General features: G+C 31.8%; 23 protein-coding genes and 1 pseudogene. 9 read left to right on the top strand and 15 right to left on the bottom strand.

The genetic code is table 11. The features are described from left to right. Positions 1–205: 205 nt before the first annotated feature. Entirely contained in the window at positions 206–1,027 is an 822-nt protein-coding gene (locus BGI23_RS14085) for an HNH endonuclease (RefSeq protein ID WP_000189721.1), read from the bottom strand. Between the two features lie 149 nt (positions 1,028–1,176). On the opposite strand from BGI23_RS14085, the gene BGI23_RS14080 reads away from it, so the two are divergent. After that, on the top strand, positions 1,177–2,262 hold the full coding sequence (locus BGI23_RS14080; protein WP_000837888.1) for an AI-2E family transporter: 1,086 nt from the start codon (positions 1,177–1,179) through the stop codon (positions 2,260–2,262). Positions 2,263–2,503: 241 nt separating this feature from the next. Here the strand turns inward: BGI23_RS14080 and BGI23_RS14075 are convergent, their stop codons facing one another. Genes BGI23_RS14075 through BGI23_RS14050 form a run of 6 tightly spaced genes read right to left on the bottom strand, consistent with a single transcriptional unit; the run spans position 2,504 to position 3,490 of the window. Continuing rightward, positions 2,504–2,644 carry a YrzI family small protein gene (locus BGI23_RS14075; protein WP_000668486.1) on the bottom strand — a complete coding sequence of 47 codons (141 nt, stop codon included), beginning with the start codon at positions 2,642–2,644 and terminating at the stop codon, positions 2,504–2,506. Positions 2,645–2,669: 25 nt separating this feature from the next. After that, the gene (locus tag BGI23_RS14070) at positions 2,670–2,810 is read right to left on the bottom strand and encodes a YrzI family small protein (protein ID WP_070806291.1); all 141 of its coding nucleotides are present in this window, start codon (positions 2,808–2,810) and stop codon (positions 2,670–2,672) included. Between the two features lie 26 nt (positions 2,811–2,836). After that, positions 2,837–2,980, bottom strand: coding sequence for a YrzI family small protein (locus tag BGI23_RS14065; RefSeq protein ID WP_070806290.1), 144 nt, complete (start codon positions 2,978–2,980; stop codon positions 2,837–2,839). 26 nt (positions 2,981–3,006) lie between these two features. After that, positions 3,007–3,150, bottom strand: coding sequence for a YrzI family small protein (locus tag BGI23_RS14060; protein ID WP_070806289.1), 144 nt, complete (start codon positions 3,148–3,150; stop codon positions 3,007–3,009). A 28-nt stretch (positions 3,151–3,178) separates the two neighbouring features. Continuing rightward, positions 3,179–3,322: a YrzI family small protein gene (locus BGI23_RS14055; RefSeq protein ID WP_048525995.1), complete on the bottom strand. Its 144-nt coding sequence runs from the start codon at positions 3,320–3,322 to the stop codon at positions 3,179–3,181. A gap of 27 nt (positions 3,323–3,349) precedes the next feature. Continuing rightward, a complete protein-coding gene (locus BGI23_RS14050) occupies positions 3,350–3,490 on the bottom strand; it encodes a YrzI family small protein (RefSeq protein WP_000156179.1) in 141 nt (46 codons plus the stop codon). A 440-nt stretch (positions 3,491–3,930) separates the two neighbouring features. Here BGI23_RS14050 and BGI23_RS14040 point away from each other — a divergent pair, with 440 nt between their 5' ends. The 7 genes and pseudogenes from BGI23_RS14040 to BGI23_RS14010 all read left to right on the top strand — a co-directional run bounded on the left by BGI23_RS14040 (position 3,931) and on the right by BGI23_RS14010 (position 8,213). After that, on the top strand, positions 3,931–4,524 hold the full coding sequence (locus tag BGI23_RS14040) for a DUF4825 domain-containing protein (RefSeq protein WP_070806288.1): 594 nt from the start codon (positions 3,931–3,933) through the stop codon (positions 4,522–4,524). Between the two features lie 14 nt (positions 4,525–4,538). Continuing rightward, entirely contained in the window at positions 4,539–5,027 is a 489-nt protein-coding gene (locus tag BGI23_RS14035; RefSeq protein WP_070806287.1) for a DinB family protein, read from the top strand. A 125-nt stretch (positions 5,028–5,152) separates the two neighbouring features. After that, a complete protein-coding gene (locus tag BGI23_RS14030; RefSeq protein ID WP_000805193.1) occupies positions 5,153–5,533 on the top strand; it encodes a GntR family transcriptional regulator in 381 nt (126 codons plus the stop codon). After that, entirely contained in the window at positions 5,530–6,402 is an 873-nt protein-coding gene (locus BGI23_RS14025; RefSeq protein WP_000560929.1) for an ABC transporter ATP-binding protein, read from the top strand. The genes BGI23_RS14030 and BGI23_RS14025 overlap by 4 nt, the downstream gene beginning before the upstream one ends. Then, positions 6,399–7,070, top strand: a pseudogene (locus BGI23_RS14020) (DUF4052 family protein). Before BGI23_RS14025 ends, BGI23_RS14020 begins: the two are co-directional and overlap by 4 nt. Positions 7,071–7,106: 36 nt before the next feature. Further along, positions 7,107–7,586 carry a CcdC family protein gene (locus BGI23_RS14015; protein ID WP_070806286.1) on the top strand — a complete coding sequence of 160 codons (480 nt, stop codon included), beginning with the start codon at positions 7,107–7,109 and terminating at the stop codon, positions 7,584–7,586. A gap of 117 nt (positions 7,587–7,703) precedes the next feature. Continuing rightward, a complete protein-coding gene (locus BGI23_RS14010; RefSeq protein ID WP_001259226.1) occupies positions 7,704–8,213 on the top strand; it encodes a 2'-5' RNA ligase family protein in 510 nt (169 codons plus the stop codon). A gap of 6 nt (positions 8,214–8,219) precedes the next feature. Here BGI23_RS14010 and coaW read toward each other — a convergent pair whose 3' ends face one another. The 8 genes from coaW to BGI23_RS27465 all read right to left on the bottom strand — a co-directional run bounded on the left by coaW (position 8,220) and on the right by BGI23_RS27465 (position 14,196). Further along, positions 8,220–9,050 (bottom strand): type II pantothenate kinase, encoded by an 831-nt coding sequence (gene coaW, locus BGI23_RS14005; RefSeq protein WP_070806285.1) that lies wholly within the window; start codon positions 9,048–9,050, stop codon positions 8,220–8,222. Between the two features lie 68 nt (positions 9,051–9,118). After that, complete coding sequence (locus BGI23_RS14000) at positions 9,119–9,517, bottom strand: 3-hydroxyacyl-ACP dehydratase FabZ family protein (protein ID WP_070806284.1); 399 nt, start codon at positions 9,515–9,517, stop codon at positions 9,119–9,121. Between the two features lie 56 nt (positions 9,518–9,573). Next, positions 9,574–10,773, bottom strand: a complete 1,200-nt coding sequence (locus tag BGI23_RS13995; RefSeq protein ID WP_070806283.1) for an LL-diaminopimelate aminotransferase — start codon at positions 10,771–10,773, stop codon at positions 9,574–9,576. 179 nt (positions 10,774–10,952) lie between these two features. Continuing rightward, positions 10,953–11,315, bottom strand: coding sequence for a hypothetical protein (locus BGI23_RS13990; protein WP_070806282.1), 363 nt, complete (start codon positions 11,313–11,315; stop codon positions 10,953–10,955). A 170-nt stretch (positions 11,316–11,485) separates the two neighbouring features. Then, on the bottom strand, positions 11,486–11,785 hold the full coding sequence (locus BGI23_RS13985) for a hypothetical protein (RefSeq protein WP_070806281.1): 300 nt from the start codon (positions 11,783–11,785) through the stop codon (positions 11,486–11,488). A gap of 161 nt (positions 11,786–11,946) precedes the next feature. Then, entirely contained in the window at positions 11,947–13,149 is a 1,203-nt protein-coding gene (locus tag BGI23_RS13980; protein WP_070806280.1) for an MFS transporter, read from the bottom strand. 304 nt (positions 13,150–13,453) lie between these two features. Beyond that, positions 13,454–13,888, bottom strand: coding sequence for an exosporium protein ExsC (gene exsC, locus BGI23_RS13975; protein WP_000148803.1), 435 nt, complete (start codon positions 13,886–13,888; stop codon positions 13,454–13,456). A gap of 155 nt (positions 13,889–14,043) precedes the next feature. Next, positions 14,044–14,196, bottom strand: a complete 153-nt coding sequence (locus tag BGI23_RS27465; protein WP_073541767.1) for a YqbF domain-containing protein — start codon at positions 14,194–14,196, stop codon at positions 14,044–14,046. A 478-nt stretch (positions 14,197–14,674) separates the two neighbouring features. On the opposite strand from BGI23_RS27465, the gene BGI23_RS13965 reads away from it, so the two are divergent. Beyond that, on the top strand, positions 14,675–15,043 hold the full coding sequence (locus BGI23_RS13965) for a hypothetical protein (RefSeq protein ID WP_046199222.1): 369 nt from the start codon (positions 14,675–14,677) through the stop codon (positions 15,041–15,043). Positions 15,044–15,101: the final 58 nt, after the last annotated feature.

Below are 15,101 nucleotides of genomic sequence, written 5' to 3'. Positions count from 1 at the left end.
GTGGGTTGTTTTGTTTGTAAGAAACAAATAGGATAAATGAACAATCCAATCTGCTAAGTTACGTAGACTAGTGTGTAGCCGCACACTAGTCTTTTTTATTTATATACAATTTATAATTGGTTTATGTGATTGTATTGTTCTTTTCACACTTATTATAACACAGTGTCTTTTCATCAAGAAAGGAGACCGTATGTTCTGTTTTTAATTAAATAGAAGGTGACTTTTCTTTAAAGAGCCCGTCCATATACTGTTTTAAAGTTTGAACGTAAAATTTTTGCTTATTTACATCATTTACGCCGACAATTGGTGATGGAAGTTCATATCTCTTTTCTGATAAATGAACGACAACATCAAAAATATCAAATAGACGAATGAAACAGAACAGGCCATCTTTATCACTTAATAAAATAAAGTAGTGGTTTTCACTATTTGTATTTAATGTATTCCATAAAGAACTTTTGCTTAAATCGCGAACAATGCTCTTTTCTTTTAATTCCATGAAGTCGGCATTTGATAGGATGCTAGAAATATCAATCGCATCTGGATCTTCAAAATAGCCATCGACTGCTTGTACAGCGAAAGTATAAGCCATTTTTAATACACTCATTTTATACTTACGGTTATCTAAAAGTAATTCACGTTGAATAGAGCTAGCTACTTTCGTTACACGTTCTTCTTTCCAAATTTCATTATGTAGTGAAATATCGTGCTTTTTACATAGTTTCATAATTAATGCATTGGAATAAAGTATTTCGTCACTTACTTCAACAACATCTGTCTCAGCCGCTGCAAGTTCCTCACCATGCTCATTCGTATAGAGCGGGGAGTCAATCTGTTTTTTCATGTGTTCAATCTTAAACTGACTTAATTTATGCCGGATTAAGGGGCGATCAATATTTGTTGTCATTTGTTCATAACAAGTATCACAAATTGAGTTTGTGAAATAATATCCACATAATATTTCTGGGATGACATATTGTTCACTAAGTTCTTTCGTATCTTTTCTGCAAATGATGCATTGTGTCATTTTTATCACCTTTACCTGCAAATTTGTATGTAATCTTATTGTAGTGTATTTATTGGTATTTTGGAATATTGTAAAGGAAAATATTATGTGAAATTGTTACTTATTTTGGTACAATGAAGAGAAGTGCTAGTTTAAAGGAGGACGTTTTTTTGAAATCGAAAGTGCACTTTTGGACATTAGAAGTGCTAATGGTTGTAGCGATCATATTTATTTGCACAAAAATATCGTTTCTATTTCAACCGATTGGTATCTTCATATCAACGCTGTTTTTCCCAATCTTAATCGCGTTATTTTTATACTTCATATTTAATCCGGTGTTAGTTTTTTTAGAGGAGAAAAAAGTACCTAGAAATTTAGCGATTTTACTGTTATATCTTTTTATCATAACATTAACTGCGGTTGGCGTTGGGGTAGTTGTTCCAACGATCTCACAACAGCTAATGGATTTAGTGAAAAATATGCCAGGCTATATAAAAGAGGGAAAACTATACATACAAGATTTATCCCATCATAGATTGTTTGAATGGTTATCTACACAAAATTATGTTTCCATTGAAACAATTGAAAAAAATGCAATTGAATACTTAAAGGATATACCAAACACCATTACGTCGAGTGCAACGGCTTTATTTGGTATCATAACGAACGTCGCATTAGTTATTTTTACAGTACCGTTCATTTTATTTTATATGTTTAAAGATGGACATGCGTTTCCAGGAAAAGCAGTAAGTTTATTACCAGAGTCATACCGTGAAGAAGGGCTTCGTATCATTAAGGAAACGAACGAAACATTATCTGCATATATTCAAGGGCAAGCGCTCGTTTGTATATTTGTAGGTGCTTTTACTTTTATCGGTTATTTAATTATCGATTTACCGTACGCTTTTGTTTTAGGAATTATAGCTGCATTTACAAATATAATTCCTAACTTAGGTCCATTTATCGGTGCAGCACCAGCTGTTATTGTAGGTTTGTTCGTATCTCCGATGCAAGCGTTGTACGTAATTATTATCGTAACAATTGTACAACAATTTGAAAGTAACATCATTTCACCCCGTATTATGAGTTCAAAATTAAATATCCATCCGTTAACAATTATTATTTTAATTTTAGGGGTAGGTAACTTTGCGGGAATTATCGGAATGATCTTGGCGGTGCCAGTGTATGCAGTAACGAAAACAGTTGTATCGAACTTAGTGAGATTGTTTAAGACGAAACGAAGTAATCGAAAATAGTATATGTTTAGAAAGATACACCGCTTTTTAAGTGGTGTATCTTTTGTTTATTAACCAAAGTCAAAAAGTGTACAAATGCAATTTTATTGTATATTTATTACATATCAAATATAACGTTAAAGTTGTATGATATAGCTCCAATAAAACTATGTGGAATCCCTCTGAACTATCCAAATCATTTCCTTACAACGTGCTATCAACATCATAATCGACTCCTTTCAAGTTTTATATTTTTAAAGGATTATAGGTGAGTGTAGTATTTGCTTCTATGATCTCGGATTTCGTCCATAATCTTTTTGTATTGTTGCTCTTGTTTTAATTCATCTTCAGAAAAGATTTCTTTCTGGATTGTAATCGTTAAGAAGAAAAGATGAAACTTCATGATACATTCCTCCTTTCGAAAGGAATTATAGATGGCTACAGTAGTGACTTTGACGTTCTTTTACATCTTCCATAGCTTTATTAATTTGATGATCATGCAATATTTCACTGTTGGAGAACTTAGTTTTTTGAATCGTAATGGTTAAAAAGAATACTTTAAATTTCATAAGTGTATTACCCCTTTAAAAGTTATTTAGAAAAGACAGCTGTAATAAGAGGCTTGACGCTCTTTTACTTCGTCCATAATAGTTTGAATGTGTTGCTCACGTAAAATCTCTTTCTGTGAAAGTTTACGTTTTTGAATAGTGATCGTTAAAAAGAATGCTTTAAATTTCATGAAGGTATTGCTCTTTTATAATTAATTTAGAAAAGACGTGTGTAAGAAGAAGCTTGACGCTCTTTTACTTCGTCCATAATATATTGAATGTGTTGCTCACGTAAAATCTCACTTTGAGAAAGCTTATGTTTTTGAATGGTAATCGTTAAAAAGAATGCTTTAAATTTCATTAGGAAAGTGCTCCTTAAAAATATATTTTTAATACATATGTGTATAATATGAACTTTTAATGTCAGTCATTTTATCAGTCAGTTGTTTTATTTGTTGTTTACGATTGATTTCAGCTTCAGTTAAAGTATTCTTCTGAAGTACAGTCGTAAAAAAGAAAATATGAAAAGTCATAAATGAATTCCTCCTTTCGAAAAGGAATTACATGTGATCACAATAAAGTGCTTGGCGCTCCTTAACATCATTCATAGCTTTTTCTATTTGCTCATTATGAAACATTTCATCTTTAGAAATTTTATTTCTTTGAATCGTAATACTTAAAAACAATACGCTAATAGTCATCGAATGTTGCTCCTTTCTTAAAAAAATGATGTAAGAGGCTAAAAAATCGCACAAAAAAGCCACAGGAAGATATAGTTCTCCTATGGCAGGGCGTGAAAAAGCCACAGGAAAGTATACGACCTCCTGTGGCGAATTTATGAATTAATCGAAATAATGTACGATTTTCAATTCTCCATTAGGTTGGTCGAATTCATATTTAATTGTCCAGAAAACATAGGTGCAGTTAACGCTAAAGTTAAAGCATGCAATTGTAATTTCATCATTTCCTTCGACCTCCTTTTAGAATATTTTTCTTACGTTAGTAATTATATACAATTAATGGATAATTGTAAATAGGAAAAGTGAAAATTTTTAATTTTGATTAAAATGCGTATATTTTAAAGGGTTTTGAGAAGATGTATTGTAATTAACGAAATATCGATAAAAATGGGGGATGCTAAATGAAATATATGCATCGTATTGTAGTTGTTATGCTAACAATTTTTTTATTTATTACTGCTTGTTCTAGCGGAGAAAGAATAAAAGAAATATCTGATGTGAAACCTGGTGATTTTAAGAAATATGCGGGGACATATGTTGGGAATAACTCAGATGTAGTTGCAATTGTTAATCATTTACCCGGTGGTGATACATTTCAAAGTATTAGTTTAGAGAATGAAAGTATAAAGGTGTACTATGGTGCAAAAGAAAATGGAACTTTGACAGAAGACATGGTTGAGACGTATTGGTTTGATGGTAAGGATACGATGGAGAAGAATTTTCTCTTTAACGTTATTTATTTAGCGATTTTAGTACCAAATGCGAAAAGCTACGAGTTTCAAGTAGAAAATAAAAATTTCACGATAAAAAGAGAAGAAATACTATCAATCCTGTATGAAAAATTTGATAATTTCCCAAAAGAAAATGATATATGGGACAAAAAGGAAGTGGTAAAGTTTCTTAACGAAAATAACGAAGAAATTACAATGCTTATGAATGATAAAGAGTTTAGGAATGCTTTATTTGTAAAGTATCCAGTACAGCAGTTGAAATGATGGGAGGAAAATAGGTGGAGTTAGTATATAAAATTACTTATCATCGAATGCAAGATCATTATTTACCTAAGTTAATACAGGTAATTAGCTTCGTTAGTGAAGAAGATTTATGGAAACAAGGGGATTCTGTGAATTCAATTGGTGGAATCATACTACATATTTGTGAACATATACAGAGAAATACTAGTCGTTATAAAAATCCAAATATAGTCTTTGAAAAGGGAATTGAGGAGTATTTTCCAGTAAAGCGACAACGTACTGAGCTTTTGCTACAGTACGTTGAAGAAGTATTTGATGAATGGGGAACAGAATATATACAAGTATGGGAAGAAAAAAGACATATTGATCTTCATAGTTTATTACATTTAGTGGAGCATACAAGTTATCATTTAGGGCAAATAGTAGATCGTACAAAGTTGATAAAAGGAAAACAATTTAACTTTTGTCAAAATGGTATAAATGAAAAGAATTTGAGAACAAGAGTTGAAACTGCGAAATTTTAGAGAGAGAGTCATTCGTTTAAGAATGACTCTCTTTTTTTGTAAAAGAAATTTATGGAAATAAATATGTTTATGTGATATGGTTAATTACATAAGTAATGAACCTATGAACCTAAGGTGGTGAAATTATGAAACCTACTCTGGAGCAAAATAAATTAATATACTTGCAAATTGCAGAAACGATTGAATCAGATATTTTAAAAGACATATTACTTGAAGAAGAACAAGTTCCATCAACAAATCAATTTGCGAAGATGTTACAAATAAATCCAGCTACTGCAGCTAAAGGGGTAAACGTATTAGTGGATGAAGGGATTTTATATAAAAAGAGAGGGATCGGGATGTTTGTTGCAAAGGGAGCGAAAGAAGTCGTACTAAAAAAAAGACAAAACACTTTTATGACCGAATATTTACCGAAAGTGTGGGAAGAAGCAAAAGTGCTAGAAATATCAAAAGATGAATTGATGGATATGATTCAAAAAATTACGAAGGAGGGGAAAGAGGAATGATTGCACTTGAAACGAAAGAGATAACGAAAAAATATAAAAAGAAAGTAGCTGTAAATGAAGTTACGATTTCATTGGAAGAGCATAAAATATATGGTTTGCTTGGGAGAAATGGAGCAGGAAAAACGACACTATTAAATTTACTTGCAGGTCAAATTACTTCAAGTAGTGGAAGCGTATCAATATTTGGCGAACATGTTTTTGAGAATAGTAAAGCGATGCAAAATATTTGTTTTATTAGAGTAAAAGAAGAGGCACATTTAAGCTATAAAGTAAAAGAAATTTTTAAGATGTGTAGCATGTTTTATAAAAATTGGGATGGAGCTTATGCTGAAGAACTGGCAGATAAATTTAAGCTGAATATGACAGAGAAATACCATAAACTATCCCATGGTATGCAAACAGTCGTAGGAATTATTCAAGGATTAGCAAGTAGAGCACCAATTACTATTTTTGATGAACCAACTACAGGTTTAGACGCAGCACACCGTGAATTATTTTATAGTCTACTACTAGAAGATTACGGTGAGTATCCACGAACAATTATATTATCAACACATTTAGTAGAAGAAGTAACCCATGTGATTGAAGATGTGATAATCATAAAAGAAGGAAGATTAGTTGTTCAATCATTGGTAGAAGATTTATTACAACAAGTTCAGATTATTTCAGGGAAAAAGGATAAAGTGGACGAGTTCTTGATCAATAAAAAAGTATTAAATCGAGAAGTTTATGGAAATAAGGGTATTGCTGTTATATGGGAAGAACTTTCTAATGAAGATTATTACTCTCTTGAAAAAGAAGGTTTAGCAATTGATAGAATTACATTACAAAAATTATTTATTCACATAACTGGTGGTGAAGTGGAATGACGATATTAATGAAACAGTTAAAGTTACATATTAATTTTCATTATAAAGCAATTTTAATATTTTGGATTGTAGCCTTATTAATAAAAGGGGCTTTAAATGCTGCGCATTTAAATGGAGTGAACATTGGTTATTTACCCGAAATTATAAATAACCCGTCAATAGCAATTATGTTGTTTATAGTAGGGAGTGTTTTCATCATTCAAGATGAGCTATTTCGTTTAGCTGTTTCATTTGGTGTAACGAGAATTCAATATTTCATCGGAGCAATTTGTTATATCATCTTGCAATCCGCAATGTTTTCGTTTCTTCAAATAATGCTTTTACAAGATATAAAATATAATTTAGTAAATGTTAGTTTTGGGGAGCAATCGGTACAATAATTTATTTTGCACTTTTTATTTTATGTTACAACAGCATGTTTCTTTCAAGTGGTAGTAGTTTTTAAACAACGATTTCAGTGGATCGGTCTTATGATTGGTGGGACCCTTTTCTTATCAACAAATAGTGTACTTTATGGAGAAGCAGGGGTAACCAGTTTATTATTTACGAGTGATGGATCTTTAGTAAATATACCGTATTTTACTGTTATTTCAATTGGATTAACTGTCCTTTATATCATAACTAGTAGTATATTTATTCGTAAAGTATCATTCGAAAAAACGATTTGAAATATTATTAGATTACTATAGAGAGAAGGATAGCAAATGGGAGACACATCTTCACTCATTACAGTCTTTTTAGGCATTGCACTATTAATATTCTGGCGTCGTTATCGCTCCATGCATAAGCCAATAAAGGGATCAGGAAAAGGTATTTTATGGCCGTTATTATTTTTAACACCAGGTGTTGTATGGTTTTTTGGTCCAGTACATCCAGCTATATTACAAGTAGTTATAGCGGTATTCATTGGGGTACTTTTTGCTGTGCCGCTTATAGTATTAACAAATTATGAACGAAGGGACGATGGGAATATTTATACGAAAAAAAGTGCAGCTTTTTTAATTACTTTTATTGCACTTGTCGTTTTAAGGTATGGTTCAAGACAATTTATTGTAGATTTAGATCAACAAACGGTTGGTTTATTATTTTACGTAGTTGCTGTCTCGTATATTATTCCTTGGAGAATTGCTTGTTATATAAGGTTTAGGAAAGTTTTGCGGGGGAATAGTAATCATACTATATGAAAACTTCTCATTTGAGAAGTTTTTTATTTTTATAGGTAAGTAAAATAATTTGTTGAAGTGCAAGATTGTTATAGAATATGATACATATTAAAATAAGGGAAAGTAGAGGGGATAAAAATGCGTACAATTTTAGTTTTTCTCAATAATATGTCCATCGATAAAATAGAGAACATTAGACAAAAACATGATCCTTTATTTGAATTAATTCCACCGCATATAACAATTGTATTTCCATTTAAGAGTGATATTTCAAATGATGAATTAAAATCTCATATTTTGAATTTATCAAGAGGGGTAGGCAAAATTGAAATTGAATTTGCAAATTGTATCACTCATGTAAGAAACTATTTGTTTTTAGAAGTGGAGCGGGGGAAAGAACAAATAACTAAACTACATGATATCCTGTATACAGGACCTTTATTACAATTTTTGAAAGAAGATATTCCGTACATACCGCATGTAACAGTCGGGAGAAAAGAAAGTGCGGAGTTAGCTGCTGAAGTAGCCAAGGATATTCATAGTTTCCCTGAAAAGTTACAATGTGTAATTGATAGAATTAGTGTAGAGCGAATTGGAGAAAAGGGGGAATCAATTATTGAATTTGAAGTACCGTTGCAAAAAAGCTGACAAAAGTCAGCTTTTTTTATTCGTAGCATAAAGTAAAGCACCAATCGCACCGCTATTACCACCATCTCGTAAAAAGATGGGTGTTTTATTTTGGTATTTTGTGTAGCTACTAATAATATTTTGAAGATGTATGTTATTACATAGAGTCGAACCAATATAAATAATATGGTCAATGTTTTTTGTTTCGGCGAATTGAAGGCTTAATGCAGTAACGACTTCACCGACAAGTCCTTGTATAGTAGCAAGTATATCTGAGTTTTTATAATTGGATTCTGTCATAGCGGCTTTACCAAAATTGCTTGCAGTTAAACTATTATCAATAGGGGAGAGAATACCACCATAAATATCTCCAACCGTAATATCTAGTTTTTTTCTAGTTCCTACTTTTGTTAAAGGGATCACATCTTCAAAATGATCTAGATTTGTTAATAATTTTGAAAGTCCCATGATAGTACCACCGCCAACACCAGTTCCGCCAGCTCGAATATATTGGTCATTATAAACGTAATGAATAGAAGTACCTGTACCGATATTTGTTAAAATAAAGTTGTTTATATCATACTTCTCTTCTTTTAAAATGTATCGGACGCCTATAAGAGTAGCTTCAAATTCATTTAGTTCTACTATTTTATATGAGTTTGAAAGTAGTTGCTGTAATTGTTTTGCTTTACCACCTGTAATACATATTTGTTTTATACCAGTTTGGTTCTTAAGCCAATCTATTATGTTATCTTGTTCATTTGAATAAAATTTTTCAAAAGCTAGTTGCCTTTGTTCGTTTAAATAAGCAATTTTCGTTAATGTTCCTCCAGCATCGATACCAATCGTACTTTCCATTTACCTGCTCCTAACTACGTAATATGCTTTCGTGTTAAATCATACTCTCAACTAATGTAAGGAACACTCTAATCAGCTTGATATATTAATAGCTTTTCTATTGTTACAATCGGCTGATTATTAACGGTTGCGGTACCTTTACCGAGAACAAAACCTCGGCGATTGCGAGTTAACTCATAATACAAATTAAGTTTATCACCGGGATATGCTTTTTCATGGAACGTAACCCCATCTAACGAGGAAAGGAAGCCTAGTCCGTTAGAATCACTTGTATGTACAAATGCACTAAGCTGAGCAAGTGCTTCTACAATTAACATATGAGGCATATGTTTTTGACTATCATTTATAAACCATTCTTTATTTGTAATGAGTTTATATCCTGTAACGGATTCACCTTGTTTTACATTTGTTACTTTATCAATCATTAAAAATGGATAACGATGGGGAAGCGTGTCTTTAATATGCATATGAAAGTACCTCCAATGAATAATACCCCTGCTACAGTTAAGCAGGGGAGTTATCATTAATTTTTAACTAATTCTTCTGCTTTTTCAAGAGAAAAAATACCACTATTTCTAATGTTTTCAACAACTTGTTGTAACACTACTTTATCTTGAACGAGTGCAATGCGTACAAACCCTTCTCCGTGAGGTCCGAATGCATGACCTGGTGTGACAACGACATTCGCACGATCCATTAATGCATAAGCGAAGTCTATAGAAGTCCAGCCTTTCGGAATTTCGGCCCAGACGAACATACTGCCAGCTGGTTTTTCAACATGCCAGCCAAATGTTCGGAACCCATCGACTAAAGTATCTCTACGTACTTGATAAATACTACGGTTTTTCTCACAAAAAGCAGCACCATTTTTTAGTGCAGCACATGCCGCTTTTTGAATTGGTAAAAATACTCCGTAATCTGTATTAGATTTAAATTGTGTAAGTGCCCCGACAATTTCTTCATTACCAATCATATAACCAATACGGCTACCTGCTAAACTATAACTTTTTGACAAAGAGTTAATTTCTACGCCAACTTCTTTAGCACCAGGCACAGAGAGGAAGCTAATTGGTTTATTACCATCAAAATAAAATTCAGCATAAGCAAAATCATGGACAACAATAATGTTATGCTTTTTCGCAAATGCGATTACCTCTTTAAAGAAATCTTCATGAGCCATTGCTGGAACGGGATTCCCTGGGAAGTTTAAAATCATCATCTTCGCTTGATCCGCAATTTCTTCAGGAATTAGCTCTAAGTTAGGTAAGAAATCATTTTCTTTTTTTAAAGGCATATAGTAAGATGTTGCACCGGCCATTTGAATTCCTGTTTCATAAGCTGTATATCCTGGGTCAGGAACTAATATAATATCTCCCGGATTCGCATAAACCATAGGTAAATGAACGAGTCCATCTTGTGACCCCATTAATAATAAAACTTCTTTATCGGCATTTAATATAACATTATGAGTGTTGTTGTAATATTCAGTTACAGCTTCGTGAAATTCTTGAATACCACTTAATGTGTATCCATAGCTTTCTTTTTGATTTGCTGTATGTACCATTTCTTCTCTTACGAAATCAGCAGGTGGCATATCAGGATTCCCGATACTTAAATCGATCATTTTGTGGCCTGCTGCAATCTTTTCTTTTTTGTAGGCCCCTAATTCACTAAATATAGAAGATTGGAATGCTTTCATTCTAGTTGCTAACGTGTAAGTCATCAAAACCCCTCCTAAAAACAGTGTTTTCTTTCTGCGTTTTTAATTATTCTGAAAACACATGGTTACATTTTATCACTTTTTTGTGAAAATTAAAATGATTGACAAATTTAGAGGGAGGTTAAAGAGATGGAATACAAAATAACGCAGAAAACATTTTCTGCGTTTGATATGAAGTGTAATTATTTCTTTTTATATGTACATAATTTTTCCACTGCATAAAAGTATACGTTTAATTTGCCATCGACAACTTTTAAAGTTTGATCTGATGTAAATGAGTTACCATAATCAATGTGATATACATTAGAATCCTTAACAAATGAGCCTTTGTATAAATCTTCTTTTTTCTTCGTTGTTTGCATCTCTACTAAATATTGAATGATTTTTTCTTTCTTTTCTTCTTTTACAACTGTTTCAAATTTATACGATATAGGACAAAGACCGTTTTTGTTGTCAGCGACTTCCCAAGTGCCGTATATGTCATTATTGCTACATCCACTGAGTAGTATAATGAATAATGGAATAAGTAATAGAACCTTTTTCATTTTGTACTCCTTTCTTTTCATTTTCGATAAACGTGCGAATGCGATAGGAATATTGTAATAAAAAAAGTTTAAATTTTTATAAAGAATTATTTAATTTCATATAAAAATTCAGGGGGAATTGAAAAAGCATGAATCTAGTGCAAAGTTAGATTCATGCTGAGTACTGTAGCTTATGTTATGTTTCTTTTGAGGAAAAATAAAGAGGAAAGTAGGACCATTATTCCATTTAAAATATATACAATTGCAACAATAAAGGCTAATGTACCTGCGCCAAATCCAGCTTTATCAAATATAGAATCGAATGCTGTGGTAGTCAAAAAGACAAGGGGAGTCAGTAGTGAAAATATAAAACCTGCGAAAATTCTTCTTTTAAAGTTATGCTGAGAAAGGGAAATGGCTAAAAAGTTTAGGATGCTAAACATAACTATTACAAAAATAAAGATAATAAATAATTGCATACCATCAGACATTCCTACACCGCCTTGTTGTAGATAATAGTTTATATAATGTATTCGAAGGTAAGAGTGTTTACTTTTTTTAATAATTTTAATAAACGTAATAAATAAGATTATATAAAACAAAGAAGCATGGATTAGTTTAATACTAGTAAATCCATGCTTCTTTAATTATGTTATAAATTCGCAGATTGCGAAGGTTGTTTTTCATACTGTTTCTGTTTAGATAGCGATATGAAGATAATGAATAATGAAATAACACCGAAAATAAGAACCATATATTGCAATCCAATCGTATCTAAGAAGAAGCCTGTGCCAAGTAAGACAATTTGGAACATCACTCTCTCAAACATATTACGGAATGAGAAGAGTCGGCCGTGATAGTTCTTTTCCACTTTCGTTTGGAAAATTGTTGACATAATAGGGAAGAAACAACCAACACTAAAACCAAACAACCCAAATGATGTAAGAGACATCCATTTTATATCGCTAAAGAACAATGATAGATGTGCAAAAGCGGTACAAACAGCGAAGAAATATAGTAACTTTTCAGGTTTGAAATGATCAGATAAACGTTTAATAACGAAGGCACCTAACATAAATGCGATACCTTCGATCGTATATATAAAGCCTTTAATCGTTGGATCATGTTGCATTTCGCTAATATTAATTACCATTAAATTAAATCCAGCTATAAATAATAGAGGGATAATACTTAATATAAGTGCTGTGAAAGCAATCGGAATTCCTTTTAAAATACGAAATACTTCCATAAAGCTATTATCTTTTGCCGCTTGTTTACTTGGTGTTGTTGACTTCTTATCTTCGAATTGTAGGAAGAAAGTTGAGAGGAATAATAAAGCATATGCTGCCATTGAGAAGGCGTACATATATTGTAAACTCATTACAACTAAAAGAATTCCACCTAGTGAAGTACCTGCAATACGAGCGATTGTACCTACATTCATATGTACACCGTTCATTTGTAATAACTCATGCTCACGTACGATGAGTGGAATTACAGATTGTAATGCAGGGAAATAAAATGCTGCTGAAATTTGAAGCGCAACCATAAATGCAATCATAAAAGCGATACTTTCAAATTGGATAGCGAAAAACATAAAAATAACACTAATAACGCGACCAAAACCAGCATAAAGAAGAACTTTTTTCTTTTCATATTGATCGATGATACGACCAGCCATAGGTCCCACTAGAACACCTGCTAATAGGCCGATAAATAATATAACTGATTTCATGAAATCAGAAGGGACATATTTTTGCATAAATTCAAGGTTGCCAAGAATTCCAAGCCATAACCCTAAACCAGCAATAAACTCCCCAATTAAAACAATCCAAACATTTTTATTACGCCACATAATATAAAACCTCGCCGTCTTTTAAAATGAAAAACTCGTATATAAAACCTCCTTATTTTATGTATTATTTTTAACGGAATTTTTTAGAGTCAGAGTCTATATTACGTGTTTCATGAATGGATTTCAATTTTTTTGATTTGTCAAAAAATCGATTCGTTAATTGATAAAATAAGCAAATCAAAATGTAAATACTAAATGATTAAAACATAATGAATAGTAGGGATAAATATTAAAAAAATAAAAAAGCAAGAACATATAACTATGTCTCGCTTTTCTCAATTGCAAAATTAAACATTAGATTCACTTAGCAGCATTTACGCTCTTGTCCAATAGCTAAAGCGCTAAAAGATAGAGGACCAACAACTTCTGCGCTTGCACCACTAGTAAGGTTTTCTACAGTTAATGAATATTGGTGTGTTCCACTGCTAACATTTTGATCTATAGCTTGAAATGTTTGAGTGTAGAATTGCTCAGAATCTGTAGATTCAATACCTGCTTGTGCATTGAAAATTTCAAAGTTATCACGGAAAATTCGGAATAAAACTTGTGAAGTCCCAGATATACCTTCTATACCAATTGTAGCGATTAACTCTACACGATTATTACGTGAATTTCTACTTGAAATTCTTACTTTCAAATTTGCTAGAATTGCTTTATTTGGAGAAGCTGGAATTGCAAAAGTGGTTTCACCCGTTTTACTTATAGGTTGAGTAGCTTGGTAATCAATGATATGAGTCATATTCGTCACCTCCTCTTATACTAAAATATGAAAATAGCAATGAAATAGCTTGGACAAATAATAGAGTCGTCATTAATTGTTGAAAAGGAGTAATTCACAAAAAAGCATCAAGAAAATATCACAATACAGTGATGGTTTTCTTGGTGCTTTTGTACTTAGGCCGAATATTCTTCTTTGCGTACTTCGAAAAATTCATTACGACGTAAGTAATTATAAACTTTCTCGGAAACCTCTTCTTCTTCAGACATTAAGAAACGATGATTAAAAGCATAGAAGGATTGACCTTTAATTAATTTTACGTAGTAAATTTTACACGCCTCCTCTAGCAAAATTAGTATTCACTTAATATTATGATGACCTATATGCTTGTGAATCATACTTGAAGTTTCAAAGTATAGAAGCGAAACAAATTAAAAAGCTTACAAAACTGTAATGTTGTTGTCACGTTTTCCGATAGTTAAAAATAACCAATCTCTTCTATACTACAAATAAGTTACATAAAATAAGGGGGTAAACATGATGGATGAAGTGATTGGAGAAGTTGTAGCAGGAATTTGTGAATTTGTGGTGGAAGTAACAGCAGATGCTATTGGGAATTTAGTTTCTGGAAAGGATGAGGAAAAAGAAACATTATAATAGTTTGTAAAAGTATACAGATGATTAAACTATAAAGGCTGATTTCTAAAGGGAAGTCAGCTTTTTTATTTTTTACATTATATTAATATTATTTGAATATTCATTTGTTATTATGTTTATGAAACTCATAAAGGAGGTGAATAAATAAAGATGTCGAATTTAGAGGCTGATTTATCTGATTCTTGTTTAATTGTGGCGAATGTGGAGGAAAAGGAATATCACTTTATTGTTCGTGAACACCCGATTGTAGGAAAAATTATATCGCTATTGGAAAATGGAAAAGAATATGGTTTAATAGATAAACAAATTGCTAATAAAGATAAATTTATTAAATCGGAGCTTACTAAATTAGAGTATTTTAACATAGATGTTCTCTATCATACACCTGGATGGATATGGATTGGTATGGATCAATTTGGTTTACATGCTCGTGAGGCTACTTATAACGAAGTAGACGTTATTATGAAGTTGAAAGAGGATTTATATTATATAGATGTATATGAAAAAGTAAAAATGTAATTGATATTTGGTCAGGTTAGGGGACAAGTTCCCGTAGCCTTTTTTGTTTTATATGTAA

The sequence above is a fragment of the Bacillus sp. ABP14 genome (assembly GCF_001831375.1).
GTDB lineage: Bacteria > Bacillota > Bacilli > Bacillales > Bacillaceae_G > Bacillus_A > Bacillus_A paranthracis.
This window is presented reverse-complemented; position numbering and strand designations above follow the sequence as displayed.

Bases quoted from the DNA above. Each gene is read 5' to 3' on its own strand.
- exsC (WP_000148803.1), bottom strand. From the start codon at position 13,888: ATGACTCATATCATTGATTACCAAGCTACTCAACCTATAAGTAAAACG.
- BGI23_RS14075 (WP_000668486.1), bottom strand. From the start codon at position 2,644: ATGAAGTTTCATCTTTTCTTCTTAACGATTACAATCCAGAAAGAAATC.
- BGI23_RS13980 (WP_070806280.1), bottom strand. From the start codon at position 13,149: ATGTGGCGTAATAAAAATGTTTGGATTGTTTTAATTGGGGAGTTTATT.
- BGI23_RS14085 (WP_000189721.1), bottom strand. From the start codon at position 1,027: ATGACACAATGCATCATTTGCAGAAAAGATACGAAAGAACTTAGTGAA.
- coaW (WP_070806285.1), bottom strand. From the start codon at position 9,050: ATGGAAAGTACGATTGGTATCGATGCTGGAGGAACATTAACGAAAATT.
- BGI23_RS14015 (WP_070806286.1), top strand. From the start codon at position 7,107: ATGGGAGACACATCTTCACTCATTACAGTCTTTTTAGGCATTGCACTA.
- BGI23_RS13990 (WP_070806282.1), bottom strand. From the start codon at position 11,315: ATGAAAAAGGTTCTATTACTTATTCCATTATTCATTATACTACTCAGT.
- BGI23_RS14060 (WP_070806289.1), bottom strand. From the start codon at position 3,150: ATGAAATTTAAAGCATTCTTTTTAACGATTACCATTCAAAAACATAAG.
- BGI23_RS14050 (WP_000156179.1), bottom strand. From the start codon at position 3,490: ATGACTATTAGCGTATTGTTTTTAAGTATTACGATTCAAAGAAATAAA.
- BGI23_RS14025 (WP_000560929.1), top strand. From the start codon at position 5,530: ATGATTGCACTTGAAACGAAAGAGATAACGAAAAAATATAAAAAGAAA.
- BGI23_RS14055 (WP_048525995.1), bottom strand. From the start codon at position 3,322: ATGACTTTTCATATTTTCTTTTTTACGACTGTACTTCAGAAGAATACT.
- BGI23_RS13995 (WP_070806283.1), bottom strand. From the start codon at position 10,773: ATGACTTACACGTTAGCAACTAGAATGAAAGCATTCCAATCTTCTATA.
- BGI23_RS13965 (WP_046199222.1), top strand. From the start codon at position 14,675: ATGTCGAATTTAGAGGCTGATTTATCTGATTCTTGTTTAATTGTGGCG.
- BGI23_RS13985 (WP_070806281.1), bottom strand. From the start codon at position 11,785: ATGTCTGATGGTATGCAATTATTTATTATCTTTATTTTTGTAATAGTT.
- BGI23_RS14000 (WP_070806284.1), bottom strand. From the start codon at position 9,517: ATGCATATTAAAGACACGCTTCCCCATCGTTATCCATTTTTAATGATT.
- BGI23_RS14070 (WP_070806291.1), bottom strand. From the start codon at position 2,810: ATGAAATTTAAAGTATTCTTTTTAACCATTACGATTCAAAAAACTAAG.
- BGI23_RS14040 (WP_070806288.1), top strand. From the start codon at position 3,931: ATGAAATATATGCATCGTATTGTAGTTGTTATGCTAACAATTTTTTTA.
- BGI23_RS14010 (WP_001259226.1), top strand. From the start codon at position 7,704: ATGCGTACAATTTTAGTTTTTCTCAATAATATGTCCATCGATAAAATA.
- BGI23_RS14030 (WP_000805193.1), top strand. From the start codon at position 5,153: ATGAAACCTACTCTGGAGCAAAATAAATTAATATACTTGCAAATTGCA.
- BGI23_RS14065 (WP_070806290.1), bottom strand. From the start codon at position 2,980: ATGAAATTTAAAGCATTCTTTTTAACGATCACTATTCAAAAACGTAAA.